At 37.9% G+C, this 22,319-nt stretch carries 18 protein-coding genes and 2 pseudogenes; 18 read left to right on the top strand and 2 right to left on the bottom strand.

Annotation, left to right across the window (positions count from 1 at the left end; all coding sequences use genetic code 11):
- Positions 1–165: 165 nt before the first annotated feature.
- The 10 genes from EJK17_RS02735 (at position 166) to EJK17_RS02690 (ending at position 12,673) form a co-directional block, all read left to right on the top strand.
- Positions 166–678, top strand: coding sequence for a hypothetical protein (locus EJK17_RS02735; RefSeq protein ID WP_103661769.1), 513 nt, complete (start codon positions 166–168; stop codon positions 676–678).
- Between the two features lie 173 nt (positions 679–851).
- Positions 852–1,133, top strand: a complete 282-nt coding sequence (gene groES / locus EJK17_RS02730; protein ID WP_103661770.1) for a co-chaperone GroES — start codon at positions 852–854, stop codon at positions 1,131–1,133.
- A gap of 46 nt (positions 1,134–1,179) precedes the next feature.
- Positions 1,180–2,808, top strand: a complete 1,629-nt coding sequence (groL, locus tag EJK17_RS02725; RefSeq protein ID WP_103661771.1) for a chaperonin GroEL — start codon at positions 1,180–1,182, stop codon at positions 2,806–2,808.
- Between the two features lie 271 nt (positions 2,809–3,079).
- Positions 3,080–5,329 (top strand): DNA helicase PcrA, encoded by a 2,250-nt coding sequence (gene pcrA, locus EJK17_RS02720; RefSeq protein WP_103661772.1) that lies wholly within the window; start codon positions 3,080–3,082, stop codon positions 5,327–5,329.
- A gap of 37 nt (positions 5,330–5,366) precedes the next feature.
- Entirely contained in the window at positions 5,367–7,373 is a 2,007-nt protein-coding gene (gene ligA, locus EJK17_RS02715; protein ID WP_103661773.1) for an NAD-dependent DNA ligase LigA, read from the top strand.
- Positions 7,374–7,387: 14 nt separating this feature from the next.
- Positions 7,388–8,533 (top strand): CamS family sex pheromone protein, encoded by a 1,146-nt coding sequence (locus tag EJK17_RS02710; protein WP_103661774.1) that lies wholly within the window; start codon positions 7,388–7,390, stop codon positions 8,531–8,533.
- Between the two features lie 11 nt (positions 8,534–8,544).
- Positions 8,545–8,847, top strand: a complete 303-nt coding sequence (gene gatC, locus EJK17_RS02705; RefSeq protein ID WP_103661775.1) for an Asp-tRNA(Asn)/Glu-tRNA(Gln) amidotransferase subunit GatC — start codon at positions 8,545–8,547, stop codon at positions 8,845–8,847.
- Complete coding sequence (gatA, locus tag EJK17_RS02700) at positions 8,847–10,286, top strand: Asp-tRNA(Asn)/Glu-tRNA(Gln) amidotransferase subunit GatA (protein WP_103661776.1); 1,440 nt, start codon at positions 8,847–8,849, stop codon at positions 10,284–10,286. Before gatC ends, gatA begins: the two co-directional genes overlap by 1 nt.
- Positions 10,287–10,290: 4 nt before the next feature.
- The gene (gene gatB, locus EJK17_RS02695) at positions 10,291–11,721 is read left to right on the top strand and encodes an Asp-tRNA(Asn)/Glu-tRNA(Gln) amidotransferase subunit GatB (RefSeq protein ID WP_103661777.1); all 1,431 of its coding nucleotides are present in this window, start codon (positions 10,291–10,293) and stop codon (positions 11,719–11,721) included.
- Between the two features lie 25 nt (positions 11,722–11,746).
- Positions 11,747–12,673 (top strand): diacylglycerol kinase family lipid kinase, encoded by a 927-nt coding sequence (locus EJK17_RS02690; protein ID WP_103661778.1) that lies wholly within the window; start codon positions 11,747–11,749, stop codon positions 12,671–12,673.
- A 58-nt stretch (positions 12,674–12,731) separates the two neighbouring features.
- On the opposite strand, the gene EJK17_RS02685 is transcribed toward EJK17_RS02690, so the two are convergent.
- Positions 12,732–13,445: a Bax inhibitor-1/YccA family protein gene (locus EJK17_RS02685; RefSeq protein WP_127796168.1), complete on the bottom strand. Its 714-nt coding sequence runs from the start codon at positions 13,443–13,445 to the stop codon at positions 12,732–12,734.
- 145 nt (positions 13,446–13,590) lie between these two features.
- On the opposite strand from EJK17_RS02685, the gene EJK17_RS12085 reads away from it, so the two are divergent.
- From EJK17_RS12085 to rpoN, 8 genes and pseudogenes are all read left to right on the top strand, one after another.
- Positions 13,591–13,893 (top strand): ArsR family transcriptional regulator, encoded by a 303-nt coding sequence (locus EJK17_RS12085; protein WP_168180714.1) that lies wholly within the window; start codon positions 13,591–13,593, stop codon positions 13,891–13,893.
- Positions 13,894–14,040: 147 nt separating this feature from the next.
- On the top strand, positions 14,041–16,152 hold the full coding sequence (locus EJK17_RS11980) for a sigma 54-interacting transcriptional regulator (protein WP_168180711.1): 2,112 nt from the start codon (positions 14,041–14,043) through the stop codon (positions 16,150–16,152).
- 135 nt (positions 16,153–16,287) lie between these two features.
- Positions 16,288–16,698 (top strand): PTS sugar transporter subunit IIA, encoded by a 411-nt coding sequence (locus EJK17_RS02675; protein WP_103661542.1) that lies wholly within the window; start codon positions 16,288–16,290, stop codon positions 16,696–16,698.
- Positions 16,699–16,718: 20 nt separating this feature from the next.
- A pseudogene (locus tag EJK17_RS02670) lies at positions 16,719–17,197 on the top strand (PTS sugar transporter subunit IIB).
- A gap of 20 nt (positions 17,198–17,217) precedes the next feature.
- Positions 17,218–18,058: pseudogene (locus EJK17_RS02665) on the top strand (PTS mannose/fructose/sorbose/N-acetylgalactosamine transporter subunit IIC).
- Positions 18,055–18,882, top strand: a complete 828-nt coding sequence (locus EJK17_RS02660) for a PTS system mannose/fructose/sorbose family transporter subunit IID (protein ID WP_103661541.1) — start codon at positions 18,055–18,057, stop codon at positions 18,880–18,882. Before EJK17_RS02665 ends, EJK17_RS02660 begins: the two are co-directional and overlap by 4 nt.
- A gap of 1 nt (position 18,883) precedes the next feature.
- Positions 18,884–19,588 (top strand): MgtC/SapB family protein, encoded by a 705-nt coding sequence (locus EJK17_RS02655; protein WP_103661540.1) that lies wholly within the window; start codon positions 18,884–18,886, stop codon positions 19,586–19,588.
- Between the two features lie 64 nt (positions 19,589–19,652).
- Positions 19,653–20,873 (top strand): RNA polymerase factor sigma-54, encoded by a 1,221-nt coding sequence (gene rpoN / locus EJK17_RS02650; RefSeq protein WP_103661539.1) that lies wholly within the window; start codon positions 19,653–19,655, stop codon positions 20,871–20,873.
- A gap of 35 nt (positions 20,874–20,908) precedes the next feature.
- On the opposite strand, the gene nhaC is transcribed toward rpoN, so the two are convergent.
- Positions 20,909–22,282: a Na+/H+ antiporter NhaC gene (gene nhaC / locus EJK17_RS02645; protein ID WP_103661538.1), complete on the bottom strand. Its 1,374-nt coding sequence runs from the start codon at positions 22,280–22,282 to the stop codon at positions 20,909–20,911.
- Positions 22,283–22,319: the final 37 nt, after the last annotated feature.

Raw genomic sequence — 22,319 nt, 5'->3', positions numbered from 1 at the left:
TATATATCTTAAAAAGAGACGTTAAGAGCAAATCTTAGCGTCTTTTTTGTTGTTTAGGATAAGAATCTAATTAATTAGATTTTTGAGAAAAAATGGAATAAAAATAAAGTTAATTAGATTCCTGTAGGTAAAAATCCATGCTATAATTTTTGCTAATTAAAGGGGATGATGAGAATGAAAAAGAAGAAAAATGATACAGTAAAAATCACTTGGATCATGACCGCCGTATATTGGGTAGTTGGCCTATTGTGCATGTTTTGGGGTAAGTTAGAGCAAGGAAAAGGTACTAACAATGTGTATGCATTGTCGTTATTGATTATTTTGGTCTTACCATTACTTTTTTCAATCTTATTATCTCTGAAAGTGAAACCACCACGTTTGATTTGTAATCCCTTGGTTACGGTAATTTATTTACTAGTCGTGATTGCTGCAGGGATGGCATATAGATTCCAGAATATTATTGGTTATTTCTTTCCGCTTATTCTCTTTGTTTTAATGGCAGTGTTAGCAGTCTTTTATGCTTTGGTTAAAACGGTTAGAAATAAGAAAAAAGGTAAATATTATTTTATTGATGATAAAGATCAAAAAGAATGCCAGAGTTTTTGGGATGCATACAAGCAATACTATGTGACAGGATTAGCTTACGGCATTATCGATGGGTTGTTGACAGCAAATTAAACAAAAGTCAAGAATTAGCACTTTTTCAAAAAGAGTGCTAATTTTTTCTTGCTTTTTTTCACAAAACAGGTTATTATCATATTTGTAAGTTAGCACTTGATAAATAAGAGTGCTAATCATTAACTAAAATTTTAAATTATACATAAAAAATTGAAATATAGGAGGGACTAAACGTGTTAGAACCAATTGGTGATCGCGTAATCGTTAAAGTTAAGGAAGAAGAAAAGACCGTCGGTGGAATCGTTTTAGCATCAAACGCTAAGGAAAAGCCAACTGAAGGTGAAGTTGTAGCAGTTGGTAATGGTGCTTACGCTGATAACGGTGAAAAGTTACCTATGACTGTTAAGAAGGGTGACGTTGTTTTATACGATAAGTATTCTGGCACCAATGTTAAATACGAAGGTGAAAAATACTTAGTCCTTCACGAAAAAGATATTTTAGCAATCGTTAAGTAATTACCTAGAAGTTAAATAAAAATCGAAAATAAGGAGCATTGAATTTATGGCAAAAGATATTAAATTCTCAGAAAATGCAAGACGTTCTCTTATTAAGGGTGTTGATAAGTTAGCTGATACTGTTAAGACTACTATTGGTCCTAAGGGTAGAAATGTTGTTTTGGAACAAAGTTATGGTAACCCTGATATTACTAACGACGGTGTCACTATCGCTAAGTCAATCGAATTGAAGGATCACTTCGAAAACATGGGTGCTAAGCTGGTTGCTGAAGCTGCTCAAAAGACCAACGACATTGCTGGTGACGGTACTACTACTGCTACTGTTTTAACTCAAGCTATTGTTCGTGAAGGGATGAAGAACGTTACTGCTGGTGCTAACCCAGTAGGTATCCGTCGCGGGATTGAAAAAGCTACTAAGGCTGCTGTTGACGAACTTCACAAGATTAGTCACTCAGTTTCTTCAAAGGATCAAATTGCTCAAGTAGCTGCTGTTTCATCAGCTTCTAAAGAAGTTGGTGACTTAATCGCTGACGCAATGGAAAAAGTTGGTAACGATGGTGTAATCACTATTGAAGATTCACGTGGGATTGACACTGAACTTTCAGTAGTTGAAGGTATGCAATTCGATCGTGGTTACTTATCACAATACATGGTAACTGACAACGACAAGATGGAAGCAGACCTTGATAATCCATACATCTTGATTACTGACAAGAAGATTTCAAACATTCAAGACATCTTGCCATTATTACAACAAATTGTCCAAGAAGGTAAGTCATTATTAATCATTGCTGATGACGTTACTGGTGAAGCTCTTCCAACTCTTGTTTTGAACAAGATTCGTGGTACCTTCAACGTGGTAGCTGTTAAGGCTCCAGGCTTTGGTGATCGTCGTAAGGCACAACTTCAAGACATTGCTGCTTTGACTGGTGGTACTGTAATTACCGATGACTTAGGTCTTGAACTTAAGGACACTAAGATTGATCAATTAGGTCAAGCTCGTCGTGTAACTGTAACTAAGGACTCAACTACCATTGTTGATGGTTCAGGTTCAAAGGATGCTATCCAAGAACGTGAAGACTCAATCAGAAAGCAAATTGAAGAAACTACTTCAGACTTCGACAAGAAGAAGTTGCAAGAACGTCTTGCAAAACTTACTGGTGGTGTCGCTGTAATCCACGTTGGTGCTGCTACTGAAACTGAACTTAAGGAACGCCGTTACAGAATCGAAGATGCCTTGAACTCAACTCGTGCCGCTGTTGATGAAGGTTACGTTGCTGGTGGTGGTACTGCTTTAGTAAACGTTGAAAAGGCAGTTAAGGACCTTAAGAGTGACAATGCAGATGAACAAACTGGTATCAACATTGTCCTTAGAGCTTTAAGTGCACCAGTTCGTCAAATTGCTGAAAATGCTGGTAAAGATGGCTCAGTTATCTTAGACAAGCTTGAACACCAAGAAAACGAAGTTGGTTACAACGCTGCAACTGACAAGTGGGAAAACATGGTTGAAGCTGGTATTATCGACCCAACTAAGGTAACTCGTACTGCTTTGCAAAACGCTGCTTCAATTGCTGCTTTGCTTTTGACTACTGAAGCTGTAGTTGCTGATATTCCTGAAGAAAAACCAGCTACTCCAGCAGCTCCAGGTGCCGGCGCTCCAGGTATGGGAATGTAATTGTAGCTCTTAGTGCTTTAGCACTTAGAGATACAATTCTTGATTACGAAGTAATCAAGTTCATTAGCATTTTTGTACCTTTAAGTAAATTAGCCTTTAGAGATACAATTCTTGATCACGAAGTAATCAAGTTTATAAAAGTGATATATAAAGATATACAAGAAAAAAGAATCGCAAGAAAAATGCGATTCTTTTTTTGTGCCGAAGAGCAGTTTGGTATAATAGTAGAGCTATTGTTTTTACGTTACTTGAATTTGTGAAGGGAATTAGAATGAGCAAAGAATCTATTTTAGCTGGTTTAAATCCACAACAAAAACAGGCAGTTGAAACTACCGAAGGTCCATTATTGGTAGTTGCGGGAGCTGGGTCTGGGAAGACGTCAGTCTTAACTCGGCGCATTGCCTACTTAGTAGAAGAAAAAAATGTCGCTCCTTGGAGTATTTTAGCGATCACCTTCACTAACAAGGCCGCTAACGAAATGCGTGAACGTGAACAAAAACTATTGGGGCCTGCAGCCGAAAGTATTTGGATGTCGACTTTCCACGCTCTTTGTGTAAGAATTTTACGTCGTGATGCTGATAAGATTGGTTATAGCCATAACTTTTCAATTGCGGATTCAGCTGAGCAATTAACTTTAATTAAGCATATTGAAAAGGACTTAAATATTAATCCTAAGTTGTATGATCCGCGTGGTGTGTTATCTGCAATTTCTAATGGTAAGAATGACTTGATGACTCCTGATGCCTTTGAAATGAGTGCTTCTTCGCCTTTTGAAAAGACTGCAGGCAAGGTTTATCAAGAATATCAGCGCCGATTAAAGCGAGATCAAATTATGGACTTTGATGATTTGATCATGCAAACACTCGTCTTATTCAAAAAAGATCCTGCTACACTGCACTACTATCAAAATAAATTCCGCTATATCTTAGTAGACGAGTATCAGGATACTAACCAAGCCCAATATGAATTAACTCATGCTTTGGCTGCGCAATATAAAAATATTTGTGTAGTTGGGGATGCCGATCAGTCAATTTATGGCTGGCGTGGTGCCAATATGGAAAACATCATGAATTTTGAAAATGATTATCAAAAAGATGGTGTACAAACGGTCAAATTGGAACAAAATTACCGTTCAACTGGACATATTTTATCAGCAGCTAATTCAGTTATTAAGAATAATCAAAATCGTAAAGCTAAAAATCTGTGGACTGATCGTGGTGAAGGTGAAAAAGTTACATATTACCGTGCTCAAAGCGGGGATGATGAGGCGCACTTCATCATTTCTAAAGTTAAAGAAGAAGTAGAAGCCGGTAAACGTAAATATCAGGATTTTGCCGTGCTTTACCGGACTAATGCCCAATCACGGACGGTCGAAGAAGCCTTCGTTAAATCTAATATTCCTTATCAAATTGTCGGTGGGCATAAATTCTATGACCGTAAAGAAATTAAAGACATTATGGCTTATCTAAAAATTGTTGCTAATCCGGCTGATACAATGAGCTTAAACCGGATTATCAACACCCCTAAGCGAGGAATTGGCGCCGCAACTGTGGATAAGTTGTTAGCTTTTGCTGATGAAAATCACTTTAATGCACTAGAGGCAATGGATAATGTAGCCATGTCTACTATTTCGACTAGAGCAGCACAAAAATTAAGTGATTTTGGTGCTAAATTACATGATGCAGTTAATTTTGCGCAAACCAGTTCTGTCACGGGTTTAACGGAAAAAATCTTAGAAGACTTTGATTACAGCTCTACTTTAAAACAAGAGCATACAATTGAAGCAGATACTAGATTGGAAAACTTAGACGAATTTCTTTCAGTAACTAAACGGTTTGATGATCAATATGAGCCAGAAGAAGATGCTTCTAATCCGCTTAGTGATTTCTTAGCTGAAGTATCACTGTTGAGTGATCAAGACGATTTAGCAGAAGATGATAATCAAGTAGCTTTGATGACGCTTCATGCTGCTAAAGGTTTGGAATTTCCAGTAGTTTTCTTAATCGGAATGGAAGATGGCCTATTCCCATTATCACGTTCAATGATGGATGATAGTCAACTAGAGGAAGAGCGGCGCTTGGCTTACGTTGGGATTACGAGATCTAAAGAAGAACTTTATCTGACCAATGCTTATTCACGAATGATGTATGGTCGAACTCAAAATAATCCACCTTCACGCTTCCTAGATGAAATTGACACTAAGGACTTAGATGTTGAGAATCCGTCAGCTGGTAATAGCTTTATGCCGACTGGCAACTACCAAACTCAAGCAGCTCCATTTGCGCGTCGTGATGAACGCGCAAGGGCACAGGTTTACACTACTGCTAAAAAGGCTAGCGGTGCTGTGGGTGCTGAAAAGAAGGGCTGGAATGTTGGTGATCAAGTAGAACATAAAGCTTGGGGCCGCGGGGTTGTTACTAAGGTCAACGGTGAAGGTGAAGATATGGAATTAGATATTGCTTTTGCTGGTAAAGGTGTAAAACGCCTTTTAGCTGCCTTTGCCCCTATTAAAAAGATATAATAAAAAATAAAGATAGATTTTTAATCAGGAGGAAAAAATGGCAGAAATAACTCTTGATCAAGCTCGCCAAGAAGTGGCAGCTTTACGTAAGCAACTTGATGAGTGGGCAGATGCGTATTATACAAAGGATGCGCCAGTCGTTGAAGATAATGTTTACGATCAAAAATACAATCGGTTATTAGAAGTAGAGCAAGAATTTCCAGAATTAGTGACACCTGATTCGATTACGCAAAGAGTTGGAGGACAAGTAGACTCAGAGTTTACTAAAGTAGCTCACCCAATTCCAATGCTATCGATGGGGGATGTTTTTTCAAAAGATGAATTGAAAGAATTTGACCAAAGAATGCAAAAGCTAGTTGGTCATCCTGTCACTTATAATGTGGAGTTAAAGATCGACGGTTTATCATTGTCACTTGAGTATGAAAATGGACGCCTTAAGCGGGCATCTACGCGTGGTAACGGAAGTGTAGGGGAAGATGTGACGGCTAATGCACGCTACATTAGTGATATTCCCCAAACTTTACCTGAACCATTGACTACTGAAGTACGCGGAGAATGTTATATGGGCAAAAAGGCCTTTGCCAAGTTAAATCAAGAACGTGAAGAAGCTGGCCAAAGTGTTTTTGCTAATCCGCGAAATGCCGCAGCTGGATCTTTGCGTCAGCTCGATGCAAAGGTAACTAAAAAGCGGGATTTAAGTACCTTTATTTATACCTGGGTCAATCCACCAGCAGAAATAACTAGTCAACACCAAGCAATTGATGCCATGCATAAGTTAGGCTTTCACACTAATGAAACTGGTCGTAAATTAGCCTCACTTGATGAAATCTTTGCTTTTATTGATGAATATACTGCTAAAAGAGATAGTTTAACTTATGGTATTGATGGAATTGTTTTAAAAGTTGATGATTTAAATCTCCAGCAGCAACTTGGTAATACTGTGAAGGTTCCTCGCTGGGAAATTGCTTATAAGTTCCCACCAGAAGAACAAGAAACCGTTGTCCATGAGATTGTTTGGACAGTAGGACGAACTGGGGTAGTCACTCCAACTGCCGTGATGGATCCAGTTCAATTAGCAGGAACCACGGTTTCTAGAGCTAGTTTGCACAATCCCGATTATTTAATGGAAAAAGGCGTGCGCATTGGTGAGACCGTTAAACTGCATAAGGCTGGCGACATTATTCCTGAAATCTCAGAAGTAGTCTTAAGTAAAAGACCAGCTGACTCAGTTCCTTATAAGATACCAACTACTTGTCCTTCATGCGGACAAGAATTAGTGCATTTGCAAGATGAAGTAGCTTTGCGCTGCATTAATCCATCCTGTCCTGCTCAAGTTGAAGAAGGAATTACTCACTTTGCATCTCGCCCAGCAATGAACATCGCTGGGTTAGGACCTAAAATTGTTAAACAATTAATTGCTAGCGATTTAGTCCATAATGTTGCTGATCTATATCACCTGACTCCAGATGATTTGGTTACCTTAGAGCACTTTAAAGAAAAGTCAATTAACAATTTATTGACGGCGATTGATAATTCCAAGCAAAATTCAGTGGAATTATTGTTAACTGGTTTAGGAATTGACCATGTTGGTGCTAAAGCTGCCCGTTTAATTGCTAAAAAGTTTAAAAATATGGCAAAGATTATGGCAGCAAGCGTGCAAGATGTGGCTGCAATCGATACAATAGGAACGACGATTGCAGAATCATTAACTACTTATTTTGCTCAACCAGCTGCGCAAAAGCTAATTGAAGAGATGCAAGAAAACGGCTTGAACATGAATTATCTAGGTGAAGACGATTCGGAAGAAATTCAAGATAATTTCTTTAAGGATAAGACGGTTGTACTTACGGGCAAGTTAGAGCATTATAGTAGAAGTGAGTTTACTAAAAAGTTGCAGGCACTTGGAGCAAAAGTTACGGGTTCAGTTTCACGAAAAACTGATTACGTCGTTTATGGCAAGGATGCTGGCTCTAAGTTTACCAAGGCACAAGATTTAGGAATCTCACTTTTAACGGAAGAAGAAGCAATTGCACAAATAGAATAAAGGAATATCTAATTGTGAAAAAATATTTGCAGATAATCGCAATAGCAGGAGTAGCTTTAAGTTTAAGTGCTTGTGGTAATTTAAAAAAATCTAATCTAGCCAATAATGCTACTACTACCTCTAATGCGAATAATAAGACCAAAGGTTATCAAACTACTAGCGCTGGTAAAAACGACTATACTGTTTTATTAAAAAATGGCCAATATCTCACCAGTGAAATCTCTGGTTTAACGGCGACTGACAATGATAATTCAGTTGATACCCGTGAATTAGAACGAGGACTAGTGCAAATTTCTAAGCTGCAGTTTCCAACGGGGTCTTATGTCTTTCAAGAAGGACAATACTTGGATTCACCAACTGTTACGGATTGGCTAGGACGTAAGTCTAAGGATAATCCGAGTGGACTTAATCCAGTAAAGGGAACTAAAAACGACTATCATCCTTATTACTTAGAAGAATTAATTGAACAAGATTATTTTACTGGTTCACGTTCTAACTATCACATTGGTGGTGTTAGCATTGGACTAGCAATGAATTCAGTTGATTATTATCAAAAAGTAAAAGATGGTCCCCAATATCAAAAGGCAATTTCACGAGCAACCCAGCGCCGTGAAGGCGAGCAAATAGCGCAAAAAGTAGTGGCACGCTTGCGGAAGAAAAAGGCTTTAAAGAATGTGCCGATTGTTATCGGGTTGTTTTCTAAAACTGATAAAGACTCCTTAGTTGGAGGAAGTTACTTTGCTTATGGGACAGCGAGCGCTAATAGTAGTAAAATAACTAAATGGAAATCTGTATCGGAAAAAACGCAAGTTTTGCCGACAGTTGGTAATGCAAAAGCCGTAAATAGTAATGATGCGTCGAGCTTTAATAGTTTTAAGACAGCTATTCAAAACTATTTCCCTAATATTAGTGGGGTCACAGCTACTTTGCGGTATAAAGATGGCAAGCTAGTGCAAGAGAATATTTCAATTACCACCCAGTTCTATGGGTATGAACAAGTTAAGAGTTTCTCGCAATTAGTTTTGTCAACAGCAAAGAAATACTTGGCTAATGACGTTGCAATTGAAATTAAAATTGGTTCAGTTGATGACGTCCAAGCATTAATTGCTAAGGAAACGGCTGATAGTGCTTATCAAGTGCACATTTATGGCGGCGAATAGGAGGTATTTGATTGAAGATCACAGAAGATACGGTTAAGCACGTTGCTACGCTCTCCAGACTTGAGTTTAGCGACAGTGAAATCGGTGAATTTACTGAACAAATGGGCAATATTATTAATATGGCAAGTCAACTGCAAGCAGTTGATACCGAAGGCGTTGAAGAAACGGTCCAAGTTGTTGACCGTGATACTGTCTTCAGAGAAGATAAGCCTGAACACTGGCAAGATCGAGAAGAATTGATGGAAAATGTTCCTGAAAAGGCTAACGGCTTCATTAAGGTGCCTGTAATTATTGAGAAGGACGATAACGAGTAATGAATTACTTAAATGAAACTATTGACTCATTAAATAAGAAACTCGCCAGTGGAGAAATTACAGCAGATCAATTAGCTAAAGATACTGTTGCAAATATTAAAGACACTGACAAGAAATTGAACGCTTGGATTACTGTTGACGAAGATGCAAAACCAGCTGAAAATCTTGATTTTGCTAAGAATAAGTTAGCAGGTATTCCAATCGCGATTAAGGATAATATTGTTACTAACGGTATGAAAACTACTGCTGCAAGTCATATTTTGGATAACTTTATGCCGATGTATGATGCTACAGTTATTAGCAAGTTAAAGAAGGCTCAATTTACCCTTGTTGGTAAGACTAACATGGATGAATTTGCGATGGGTTCTTCAACTGAACATTCATACTTTGGTGCAACTCACAACCCATGGAATTTAGATAAAGTTCCTGGCGGTTCCTCCGGTGGTTCTGCAGCTGCCGTTGCTGGAGGTCAAGTAGTTGCTGCCCTTGGTTCAGATACTGGTGGTTCAATTCGTCAACCAGCTGCTTTTAATGGTATTTTTGGGATTAAGCCAACCTATGGTCGTGTTTCACGTTGGGGCTTGATTGCCTTTGGTTCATCCCTTGACCAAATTGGGGTAATGAGTAAGCGTGTTAAGGATTCAGCTGAAGTCTTGAATGTCATTGCTGGTAGTGATGATCATGATTCAACCATGTCTACTCGTGAAGTTCCTGACTTTACTAAATTCTTAGGTCAAGATGTTAAAGGTCTTAGAGTAGCTGTTCCTAAGGAATATATGGATGCAGTTGATGGTAAGATGCGCGAATTAATTCAAAAGCAAATTGACCTTTTGAAGGATGCTGGCGCAATTATCAACGAAGTATCTTTACCTCATACTAAGTATGTCGTACCAACTTACTACATTATTGCTTCAAGTGAAGCTTCATCAAACCTTCAAAGATATGATGGTATTCGTTATGGCTATCGTGCAAAAGACACCAAGAACTTACTTGATGTTTACGTTAAATCACGTTCTGAAGGATTTGGTACAGAAGTTAAGCGTCGGATCATGCTTGGTTCATTTGCTTTGTCTGCTGGTTCATACGATAAGTTCTTTAGACAAGCAGCTAAGGTTAGAACTTTAATTTGCCAAGACTTCGATAAGATTTTTGCTGAAAATGATGTTATCCTCGGTCCAACTACGACTGAACCAGCATTCGGAATTGGTGAAGAAGTATCAGATCCAATTAAGATGTACAACAACGATATCTTGACAATTTCAGCCAACTTAGCAGGTATTCCTGCAGCTAGTGTTCCAGCTGGATTAGTTGATGGAATGCCATTTGGTTTACAAATTATGGCTAAACGTTTTGATGAAGGTAATGTCTTTAAGACTGCTGACTTTATTGAACGCAGCAACAAGTTTTATGAAAAAACACCAACTGGAATGGAGGATTAATTGAATGAATTTTAAATCGACTATCGGACTAGAAGTCCACTTCGAATTAAAGACCAAGAGTAAGATTTTCTCACCTTCACCAGTAACTTATGGTGCCAAGCCTAACACAGAAACTAACGTGATTGATTGGGCTATGCCTGGTGTCTTGCCAATGGTTAACAAGAACGTTTACCGTTTGGGAATTATGGTAGCTTTGGCAACCCATGCTCACATTTTGCCAACTACTCACTTTGACCGGAAGAACTATTTCTATCCAGATAACCCAAAGGCTTACCAGATTACGCAATTCTTCCAACCACTTGCTCGTGATGGTTACATTGAAGTAGAAGTACACGGAAAGAAGAAGCGCATTGGTATTCACGAAATGCACATCGAAGAAGATGCCGGTAAGAACACTCACGGAACCAATGGTTTCTCATATGTTGACTTAAATCGTCAAGGTGTTCCACTTCTTGAAGTTGTTTCTGAACCTGACATGGAAGACCCAGAAGAAGCTTACGCTTACCTTGAAAAATTACGTAAGATCGTTCAATTTACTGGTGCTTCAGACGTTAAGATGGAAGAAGGTTCAATGCGTGTTGATACCAACATTTCTATTCGTCCAGCAGGCCAAAAGGAACTTGGTACCAAGGTTGAAATGAAGAACTTGAACTCATTTGATCACGTTCGTCGTTCACTTGCATATGAAGAAAAACGTCAACAACAAGTATTGCTTTCAGGTGGTCACGTTCAACTTTCAACTCGTCGTTTTGATGAAGCTACTGGTAAGACTGTTTTGGAACGTGTTAAGGAAGGTGCTTCCGACTATCGTTACTTCCCAGAACCAGATATTGCACCAGATCATATCAGTCAAGAATGGATTGATGAAATTGCTAAGGAATTACCAAAGAGCCCATTTGACCGTTATGATGATTATGTTAACAAGTTTGGCTTGAAGCCATACGATGCTAACGTTTTGCTGCAAACTAAGGAAAGTTCAGACTTCTTCGATGCTGCTGTTGCCGCTGGTGCTGACCCGACAATGGCTGCTAACTGGATGAACACTCAAGTTAACGGTTACTTAAACGACAACCGCGTATCATTGGCTGATGTTAAGTTAACTCCAGAGCATTTAGCAGCAATGATTAAGTTAATCAAAGATGGTACCATTTCATCTAAGATTGCGAAGAAGGTCTTTGCTGAAACAATTGCTAACGGTACTGATCCTAAGAAGTATGTTGAAGACAAAGGTATGGTACAATTATCAGATCTTTCAGTCTTGGAACCAATGGTTACTAAGGTTGTAGATGATAACCCACAATCTGTTGAAGACTTCAAGAATGGTAAGGACCGTGCAATTGGCTACTTGGTTGGTCAAATCATGAAGCAAACTCGTGGTAAGGCTAACCCAAAGGTTGTTAACAAACTTTTGAACAAGGAATTAGCAAGTCGTTAAATTTTTTAGAACCAAGGTAGTAAATATGACTCAGAAAGCAAGATTGATTTATAATCCTGTATCCGGTCACGAACAAATGCCTAAAAATGTGGCGGATATTTTGGATGTTTTAGAACAAGCTGGCTACGAAGCTAGTGCTTTTAGAACTACACCTGAAGAAAATAGTGCCCAAAATGAAGCTACACGTGCAGCCAAAGAGGGGTTTGACTTAATTGTTGCTGCTGGTGGTGATGGGACAATTAATGAAGTAGTTAACGGTCTGGCCTTTTTAGAGAAAAGACCAAGGATGGCAATTATTCCAGCCGGAACTACCAATGATTATGCCCGTGCCTTAGGTATTCCGCGTGATAGTATTTTGGATGCAGCCAAAATTGTCCTTAAAAATAAAACACGAAAAATGGATATTGGTAAGGCTAATTTTGGTGCGCGTGCGCAAACTCAGTACTTTGTTAATATTGCTGCTAGCGGTTCACTTACTGAACTTACCTATGGTGTCCCTTCAGAAATTAAATCAGCATTGGGTTATGCGGCATATTTGATCAAAGGGGCAGAGATGTTGCCACATTTGACTGAAAATGAAATGCGCTTAACTTATGATGATGGTGTTTATGAAGGGAAGCTTTCCATGTTCTTATTGGGGATGACCAATTCAATTGGTGGTTTTGAACAAATTATGCCAGATGCCCAATTAAGTGATGGTTTATTCCAATTGATCGTAGTCAAGCCATCGGATCCAGGTAATTTGCTGAAGTTAATGGCTTTAGCCTTGAATGGTAAGCACGTTGATGATCCTAAGATTATTTATACGAAAACTAGAAATCTTAAGGCAGAATTGATTGGAAAAAGTGCAGGACAAGATTTACCAGTTAACCTTGATGGTGAAATTGGTGGTTATTGTCCAGTAAGTTTTGAAAATTTGAAACAACATATTGAATTTTATGTTGGTGGTTAAAAGACCAAAAAATAAGGGATGCAGATCGATTTCTGCATCCCTTATTTTTTATGATTAATTAACGACGATCTCCGCCCATGCCAAAGATTTGTAAGAAGTAAAGAAAGACATTTACGAAATCAAGGTATAGTTGCAAAGCGCCAGCAACTGCTAAGCCTAACTCGGTATTTTCGTTAGCAAAGCGAGCATAAATATTTTTCATTTGTTGAGCATTCCAAGCAATCAAAATTGCAAAGATAATTACACCGATGTAAGAAAAGATGTAAGTTACCATTGGATTTTTCAAGAAAATATTAACGACACTAGCAACAATCAATCCAATTAAAGCAGCAATAGCATAAGAACCCATGTTGGTTAAGTCTCGTTTGGTTGAAGTTCCTAATACTGCCATCGTAATGAAGACTGCAGCTGCAGAAACAAAAGCTGTAGCAATTGTTGCACCAGTATAAGCGGTGGCAATTACGGCAAAGACTAAGCCATAGGCTACTGACATAATCATTAGCATTATAAAGCTAGCACTAGGATTACGAGTAGCTCTAAAGGTAATTACTAAAGATAAAACAAATGGTAAAAAGAGCAGAATTAAAGAACTAGCAGGGTTTGAAAACAAGCTGACAAAAGCTGCTTTAAAGACTGTAGTTGCTGAGAAGGCAGTTAAAGCAGAAACTAAAACAGCTAACGCCATAATACCGTATGTTTTAGCTAAGAAACGGTTAACAACTGTAACGTCTTGCACTTGACGACGTTCAGGACTACTTGAAAAGTTATTCATTATTCAAGTCCTTTCTAAATTTATTTACTTTACCTAATATTATACCAACATTCACCTCTTCTCTGATAGTAATGCACTAAATTTTAAAAGAATATCAAACATTGTTATAATTTTTAATAGTTTAAACTAATAATGGAGGGAAAATATGAACAGTGCTAGAAATTACGTTTTAACGCAATTGCAATCGCTTAATCAAGCACTGACAACAAGTGAATTAGCTAATAGATTAAACTTATCGCGTTCTGTTGTTAGTCATTATTTAAATGAACTTGAAAAAGAAGGGCAAGTTCATCGCACTACTGGAAGACCGATTAAATGGACACTCAAGCTGAAAGTTCCACAGCAAATGCATTTAGTGATTTTATTGGGTATCATGGTTCAATGCGGCAGATCATTAAACAAGTTAGTGCCGCTGTGGTTTATCCACCAAATGGACTTAACATTCTAATTACCGGCCATTCAGGTGTAGGTAAAAGTTACTAGCGAGTAGAATTGCTAAATTTGCTAAGGAAGAGCGAGTTTTATCGGCTAATGCGCCGTATATTGTGCTTAACTGTGCTGATATTATGCTAATAACCTAGAACTAGTCTCCAGTATGTTGTTTGGTCACATTAAAGGGGCTTACACTGGAGTAGATGAAGATAAAGCTGGTTTACTTGAACAGGCTAATGGGGGCTACTTATTTTTAGATGAAGTTCATCGTCTGAGTAATGAAAATCAAGAAAAACTATTTAGTTTTATTGATACTGGTCAATTTTATCGAATGGGAGATAATGCACATTCCGTAAAGGTGAAGGTGCGCTTAATCTTAGCAACAACTGAAAATCCTGAGGAAGTATTATTGACGACTTTTTTACGACGGATTCTCGTTCATCTAGTTTTACCTGATTTCATTAAGCGACCACTTGATAAGAGATTAGAACTTTTACGTTATCTCTTTTACCGAGAAGCAAAAGCCATTAATAAAAAAATCGAAGTTAGTAAGTATGTGTTGTCAGCTTTACTGCAAACAAATCATTCAGGTAATATTGGTTATTTGAAAAATATTATACAAGTTTCGTGTGCGGCTGCCTACCACGACCAAAATGAGGCAGAAACGATTGAATTAAGGTTAGATAATTTATTACTAGAAAAACTGCCCAATTATGAGGATTACGGTAGTTTATTGGTTGATCTTCAAGTGTCTTTGAAGCGTAATTTAACTAGTTTAGCGCAGGAACATTTACATGAAGTGACTGAGCTTTTTACCGATTTAAGTGAGAATTATGATTTAAGTCAGCTATCTGCAATTAAAGTTAAGTTATTAGGATTAGATAAATATGTACCTGCCTGGAATTTAAAGCCGGGGCTACACTTATTATACCAACGAATTTTTAAACAAATTATTGAACAACATTTTGGCTTAAATAAAACAGCTTATCTCGAACCACTACTTTATTTTTTGTATGAGTTTGATTTCAAGCTGAGTGATGAAGAAAGTGATTTATTAGAGAATAGTTTGGCGCAAGATTTGCCACGTGCTTTTCATGTTGCTAGTATTTTTTATAACCGATTACAGCAAATTGATAATTTGGAGCATAAAGATTTAGTGACAGTTTTAACTATCATATTAAGTGATCATGTTAATGAAAAAATCCAATTAAAGGATTTAATTGTTGCTCATGGAGAAACTACAGCTACAAGTATTCAAACAGTCGTTAATTCTTTATGTGGGACTTATGTCTTTGATGCAATTGATATGCCAATTGAAGCTGGTGTACGGTCAATTACCGACGAAGCTAATAAGTTAGTTTATAGTTACAATACTACTAGTGGGTTTATTCTGATGATTGATATGAGATCTTTAACGCAGTTATACCGGGCGATTAAAGATCATTTAGCGGGGCTCTTATTGGTAGTTAACAATTTAACAACTTTGACGGCTTTGGATTTGGCCTTAAAAATGCAAGCGCGCGTTCCTTTTAAAACCATTGCCGAACAAGCTGATCAGAATTATCAGATTGGCGTTCAATACTATGAGGGTTTCTCGCAATCACCGAATATTTTAGTTTCGTGTATTTCAGGGATGGGTATTTCTGAAAAGATTACTGAAATCATCCAACCGCTTTTACCTGAACAAATTAAGGTCATTCCGATTGATTATGCCACTTTAAAAGACAAGATAAAAAATCAAGAATGGCAGTATTTCAGTAAAACTTTATTCGTCCTAACCACAATTGACATCAATGAAGCTGTCCCATTTAAACATATGAATTTATATGATCTGCTAGATGCCAGTGGTGAAAAGAATTTGCAAGCTTGGCTTGCTAAGCATATGACGAAAGCGCAAATCGATCAATTCAGTCAACGTTTACTTCGCTTCTTCTCAAAAGAAGGAATTTCAGAAAGATTAACCTTCCTCAATCCAGATGTCATTTTGAAGGAAGTAGAACTAATTAACAGTAAATATGAAAATGCCTATCACTTACAACTGGATGGTAAAATCAGACTTAATTTGTACATGCACATTGCTTTGATGATTGAGCGGTTGATGCTGCATCATTCTTCAGATATTAAGTTTGAGCCACATGATCAGCAGGAGCAGCAATTCTTTAATATCAGTCATGGTATTTTTCAACCGATTGAAACTAAATACAATATTAAGTTATCAAATTATGAATTATCCTTACTGTATGAGTTGTTTAAGCAATTCATCGAGCAAGCTTAAGTGTTTAAGAAAAGAAGAAAACAGTGTTTAAGTTTTAAACATTGTTTTTTTGATGCTATTAGATCAAGCTTATCGATACTTGGCACACTTTTTGCTATATATAAGTGTAAAGAAAAAATGGAAGGAGAGCTCAATATGACAGATATCTTAATTGCTAGTCATGGTCATATGGCTAGCGGAATCCAAAGCTCTTTAAATATCTTGACGGGGATGGGGGATCAAGTCAAAGTCATTGATGCCTATGTCGATGATAGTGATTACACCCCACAAATTGAACAGTTTATTAAAGAGGCAAAAAAGCCAGCTGTCATCTTTACTGATTTATTAGGTGGCAGCGTTAATCAGAAAGTGACTTTAAAAGCCAGCAGTGAAAAGGATGTCTTTATTGTCACCCAAATGAATCTCGCAATAATTATGGCAGTTTTACTTGATAGTGAACCGCTCACTAAGGATCATTTGCAAAAGCTGATTAAACAAAGTCAAGTTCAGTTAGTTGAGTTAGCAGAACCAGCAACTGAAGAAAGTGATGACAACTTTTTTGGATAAAAGATAGGAGAGTATAAACGATAATTGCACAATTAAGAGTAGATGACCGGCTAATTCACGGACAGGTAGCTTTAGTTTGGACTAAGAAATTAAACACTACAGGTATTGTAGTAGCCAATGACAATGCTGCTAACAATGAAATGGTGCAAATGACCTTAAAGATGGCAACGCCAACTGAAAAGAAATTGTTGATGATGCCATTAAGGTCTTTAACAATCCAAAAGGGGCAAAGATGAGAATTTTTGCTTTAGTCAACTGTGTGCAAGATGCCTTAAAGATTGCCCAAAATGTTAAAGATATTGATGGAATTAATGTTGCGAACGTTGGCCGCTTTACTAAAGATGCCGATGATGCAACCCAATTATCTTCTACTTTAATGTTACGCTCTGATGAATTAGCAGCGTTAAAGGAATTGGTTAAGCTCGATGTTCCAGTATTTCACCAGGTTGTACCAAACAATGTTAAAACTCCAATTGCTTCAATGTTAAAGAATAGTTAGTTAAAAACGGAGAAAGAAAAATGTTACATACAGCGATACTCGCAGCTTTGTGTGTGCTGATCTGTTTGGGCGGCAACTGGCTGTGGGGACAAACAATGATTGAACGTCCTTTAGTCGTTGGGATGGTTGCCGGATTAATGTTTGGGGACTTACAAACCGGTATTTTAATTGGTGCCGCCCTTGAAGCGATCTTCATGGGAGCAGTTGATATTGGTGGGGCTCTTTCTTCAGAACCAGTAATCGCCACGGTCTTAGCAACTTGCTTTGCCATTACCTTAGGAGTAAATACTAAGGCAGCTTGGGCTTTGGCAGTGCCAATTGGGGTTTTCGGAGCCTTCATTTCCATGTTCTTGAAGAATGTTGTGATGAACGTCTTTGCTCCATTAGTTGATAAAGCGGCAGATAAAAACAATCCAAAAATGTTAACCCGTCTGCACTACGGCATGTGGGTTGCTAACTACTTTACCTACTCATCAGTAACTTTCTTTGCTGTTCTTGCCGGTGCCAAGCCAGTGCAACACTTAGTAAGTGAAATTCCAGCTAACTTGATGGCCGGTTTATCTGTGACTGGTGGATTATTGCCAGCTGTTGGTTTTGCCATCTTAATGAGAATGCTTTGGAGTAAACAATTATCACCATACTACTTCTTCGGCTTTATTTTAGCTGCTTACTTAAATTTGCCATCCGTAGGCTGTAGCTGCGATCGGTATTATCATTGTTGTTTTGCAATGGATTCGTGATAAGCAAGTGATGAATTTAGAAAACAAGCAAAAAGAATTAGCTACTGCCGGTGTAAAAGTTGAAAATAATTCAACTGCATCTACATCAGCTGACCAAGAAGAGGAGGACTTTTTCTCATGAAAATCACTAAGAACGTCTCACCTAAAGACAAGAAAATCATTAACCGGATATTCTGGCGCTCCTTTACTGTTTTTGCCAGTCGTGCAGGTGCTACCAAGTCTCACGCTCCAGGCTTCATGTACTCAATCATGCCTGCCTTAGATGAATACTTTAAGGACGATCCTGAAGGTCACCATAAGGCCATGATGCGGCATACTACTTGGTACAACATTACGCAAAATGTGGGTACCTTCGTTATGGGTCTAGTAGCTTCAATGGAAAAGAAGACAGCTCAAGACCCTAACTTTGATCCAGATTCAACGGTTGCCATTAAGACCTCATTAATGGGGCCATTATCAGGAATTGGTGACTCTATCTTCTGGGGTGTATTAAGAGTTATTGCTGCCGGAATTGGGATTAGTTTAGCCAGTCAAGGTTCAATTATGGGACCAATTTTGTTCTTGCTGATCTACAACATTCCATCAATTTTAACGCGTTACTACTTGACCTACATGGGTTTCACCGTTGGTGATACATTTATTCAAGACATGTACAAGAGCGGCAGTATGAAATTATTGAACAAAGCTGCTTCTACCCTTGGTTTGCTGATGATTGGTTGTATGACCGCAACCATGGTTAAATTTGAGTCTAAATTAAGTATTCCGATTGATGGTGGTAAGCCAATTCAATTACAAACTTACCTTGATCAATTATGGAAAGGTTTAGTGCCATTAGCTATTACTTTAGCTTGTTACTGGCTCTTATCCAAGAAGGTCAATGTTAACTGGATCTTACTCGGTGTCTTAGTTCTGTCAATTATTTTAGGTTTAGTTGGGGTGGTTTAAAATGGATGAAGCAGTAACACTATCGGAAATAATCATTCGGTTGGTGTTATCTGTCTTTGTGGCCACCATTATCGGTTATGATCGTGAGCACAAGAATCGACCAGCCGGAATTAAAACCCACGTCTTGGTTTGCGTCGGGGCCTGCGTTATTGCCCTACTTCAAAAAAAGATTGGTTATGATGCAGTTCAATTAGCTTTAGCACAACCCAAGGTAGCGGGCATTATTAGAGCAGATGAAGCAAGATTAATTGCCCAAGTTGTTTCAGGAATTGGTTTTTTAGGAGCTGGGACAATCCTAGTGCAGCATCGGACTGTCTTAGGATTAACCACCGCCGCAAGTCTTTGGGCAGTAGCTGGAATAGGACTGGCATTAGGAATGGGAAATTATGAAATAGGAATTGCAGGTGCAATTACCGTCATCTTAGTTTTAGCTTTTTCTAAACGGTTAATCCAAGTTCACCCAATGAAAAAACTAGAAATTCAATATAAACATAAACTAGAAACTAAAGAATTTATTCAAAAATATTTTGAAGAACATCATATCACCGTGATGAATGTTAACTTTACCGTTAAGCAAGATAGTAATAATTCCATTTATACAAATATTTACGATATTGAAGTTCCACATTCTTTAAATTATGCTGATATAATTGAAGATATCTCATTGAATAAAAACATTATGAAGATTCAAATGGTCAGTATCTAATTTAGAGAGGAAGAAAGTCATGTCACAACAGCAATAATTAGGTTTAAAGCCCAGTGCGCAGTTAGTGACACGGCTTTTTTTATCGCCAAAATTAAAACAGAGCTTGGCTATTCTTAGTTATAATGCGCGAGACTTGCTGAAAAAAATGAAGAAATATGAAGAAGCCAATCCTTTCTTGAACTTGAAGTATCCGCAGCAAGAAATGCAAGACTTGAGCTGGCTGGAAGCAGAGAGTCAGGAAAGTTTAATTGCTTACTTAGAACAGGAAGTGGCAGTTAGCAAATATTCAGTCAAAGAAAAAAAGCTGCTGACTTTTCTTATTTATCAACTAGATGAACAAGGATATTTACGCATAAGTGATCAAGAATTAAGTCAAAAGAGTGGTTTTACGCTTGCACAGGTTCGACAAGCCCGAAAAGATTTACAGAAAATTGCCCCGGTTGGAGTGGGAGCTTTTAATTTAACCGAGTGTTTATTGTTACAAGCTCAGGCAAAGGAAGATTTCAATCCCATTGCAAGGGAAATATTGACAGATAATTTACTAGAAATTGTTGCTGATCCAAATAAGTGGCAACAATTAAAATGGAGTAAATCAGAAATTGAAAATGCCTTGGTTGCAATTAGAAAATTAAACCCTAATCCTGCTAGCGACTACAGTCCAGTGCCAGCAGTTAACTACTTAATTCCTGATTTGATTTTTAAATTTGAAGACGGACAAATGCGCGTGTTAACTTCGAAATATTTTTTACCAGAAGTAGTTTTTGATGAACCAGTCTATCAAGAGTTAAAGCAAAAAAGTAATCGCGCAGAGCAGAAATTTTTAACACAACAAAAGAAAAATTATCGAGAAATAAACGCGGCAGTAGGACAACGGTCTGAAACTTTGTTGCGAATTGGTAAGTATTTAGGCCAAAAGCAATTAGCTTTTTTAAAAACATTGAAGAAAAATGATTTACAAGCCCTAGGACTAAAAGAAATTGCGGAGCAGTTAGACTTAGCACCAAGTACTATTAGTCGCGCTTTGAAATATAAGTATTTTGAATGTCAGGGACAGGTGCTACCCTTAAATTTATTTTTAGTTAAGAAAGTCGCCGATCAATCTCAAGAAAAGATAAAAGCTTTATTAGTAAATTGGGTTGATCAAGAGGACAAAATTGCGCCTTATAGTGACGAAGAATTAGTGCAGTTGTTTGCAGATAAAGATATTAAGTTATCACGAAGAGTAATTGCTAAGTATCGAAAGCAACTAGGAATTGCTAATTCATATCAGCGAAAAAGCAAGTGAGAACATTTACTCACTTGCTTTTTTTGAAAGATATTTTACTTTTTATTTTGCCACTTCAAACCAATCCCAGTGAAACCACTGATAATTGAGAAGATTGGTGAAAGTAAACTGAAGAAGGTAAATGGTAAGAAGGCTAAAACTGGTACGCCTAAGGTTGCTGCCGCAAATGAACCAGCAACGCCCCAAGGGATTAAGTAGTTAATAACGCTACCACCATCTTCAAGCACCCGGCTGAGGGCTAATGGTGAAAGGCCCATCTTGTCGTAAGCAACTTTGAATGCCCGACCTGGCAAGATTACAGACAAGTATTGTTCACCAACAAAAAGGTTAATGGCAATTCCAGAAAAGATGGTAACCGTGATTAAAGAACCAGGACGATGTAAATGATTAACAAGTGGATCCATGGCGTTTTGCACGATCTTGAATTTCATTAACATCCCACCTAAAGAAAGAGTGGAGATGATTAAGGCAACGGTTGCCATCATGCTTGATATACCACCACGAGTTAACAAGGCGTTAACAGAAGCATCACTAGTTTTAGCAACAAACCCGTTCATAATTAAATTATTCAGAGAAGTTACAGAAGTATGAGGATTTTCAACGAAAATCATAATTACTGTTGCAGTAATATTAATGAATAAGGTCGGAATAGCGGGAACTTTGCGCCATGCACATAAAAGCATTAAGACAATCGGAATCACTGCCCACCAGGTAATGACGAAGTGGTTTTGCAAAATAGTAGAAGTATGTTCAATTTTAGTAGCGTCAATTTGACCGCTGTTACCTAGAATCCAGAATAAAATAAAGGAAACAATGAAGGCAGGGATTGTGGACCACATCATATTCTTGATATGAGCAAATAATTCACTTTCAGCAACAGCTGAAGCCAAGTTGGTTGAGTCAGAAAGTGGTGACATTTTATCGCCGAAGATTGCTCCGGACACGATTGCCCCAGCTACTAAGGCAGGATTGGCGTTCATACTTGCACCAATTCCAAATAAGGCAATCCCCACAGTAGAGATAGTGGTAAAACCAGAACCAATTGCCACTCCGACAATCGAACAAACAACAAAGACTGAGGGAATGAAGAAACTACCACTGATTAAATGGAAGCCTAGTACCATAATTGATGGAATAATTCCGGCCTGAATCCAAACCCCGATTAAGGCTCCAATCAAAATAAAAATAAAGATTGGAATAATCGCTACGCCGATACCTTCTTTAATACCGTCTTGAATTTCACCCCAAGACCAACCTTTAAATTTTGCCCAGAAGGTCAATAGTAGAACTGTAAATAAAACTGGTACTTCTGGGGATAAGCCAAATTTGATAACGGCTATGCCTAAGATTGCTAAAAGAAGTAGCAGAATAATAATTGACTCTGTGAAAGAAACTTCTTTTTTCTTCATAATAATTCCTCCAAAATAAAAATCCCGCTGACTAAAA

The sequence above is a fragment of the Lactobacillus xujianguonis genome (assembly GCF_004009905.1).
GTDB lineage: Bacteria > Bacillota > Bacilli > Lactobacillales > Lactobacillaceae > Lactobacillus > Lactobacillus xujianguonis.
This window is presented reverse-complemented; position numbering and strand designations above follow the sequence as displayed.

Coding starts and splice junctions, on each gene's coding strand:
- EJK17_RS02685 (WP_127796168.1), bottom strand. CDS start 13,445: ATGAATAACTTTTCAAGTAGTCCTGAACGTCGTCAAGTGCAAGACGTT.
- groL (WP_103661771.1), top strand. CDS start 1,180: ATGGCAAAAGATATTAAATTCTCAGAAAATGCAAGACGTTCTCTTATT.
- EJK17_RS12085 (WP_168180714.1), top strand. CDS start 13,591: ATGAACAGTGCTAGAAATTACGTTTTAACGCAATTGCAATCGCTTAAT.
- ligA (WP_103661773.1), top strand. CDS start 5,367: ATGGCAGAAATAACTCTTGATCAAGCTCGCCAAGAAGTGGCAGCTTTA.
- EJK17_RS02675 (WP_103661542.1), top strand. CDS start 16,288: ATGACAGATATCTTAATTGCTAGTCATGGTCATATGGCTAGCGGAATC.
- gatB (WP_103661777.1), top strand. CDS start 10,291: ATGAATTTTAAATCGACTATCGGACTAGAAGTCCACTTCGAATTAAAG.
- EJK17_RS11980 (WP_168180711.1), top strand. CDS start 14,041: ATGTTGTTTGGTCACATTAAAGGGGCTTACACTGGAGTAGATGAAGAT.
- EJK17_RS02655 (WP_103661540.1), top strand. CDS start 18,884: ATGGATGAAGCAGTAACACTATCGGAAATAATCATTCGGTTGGTGTTA.
- EJK17_RS02660 (WP_103661541.1), top strand. CDS start 18,055: ATGAAAATCACTAAGAACGTCTCACCTAAAGACAAGAAAATCATTAAC.
- EJK17_RS02690 (WP_103661778.1), top strand. CDS start 11,747: ATGACTCAGAAAGCAAGATTGATTTATAATCCTGTATCCGGTCACGAA.
- nhaC (WP_103661538.1), bottom strand. CDS start 22,282: ATGAAGAAAAAAGAAGTTTCTTTCACAGAGTCAATTATTATTCTGCTA.
- EJK17_RS02735 (WP_103661769.1), top strand. CDS start 166: ATGATGAGAATGAAAAAGAAGAAAAATGATACAGTAAAAATCACTTGG.
- gatA (WP_103661776.1), top strand. CDS start 8,847: ATGAATTACTTAAATGAAACTATTGACTCATTAAATAAGAAACTCGCC.
- pcrA (WP_103661772.1), top strand. CDS start 3,080: ATGAGCAAAGAATCTATTTTAGCTGGTTTAAATCCACAACAAAAACAG.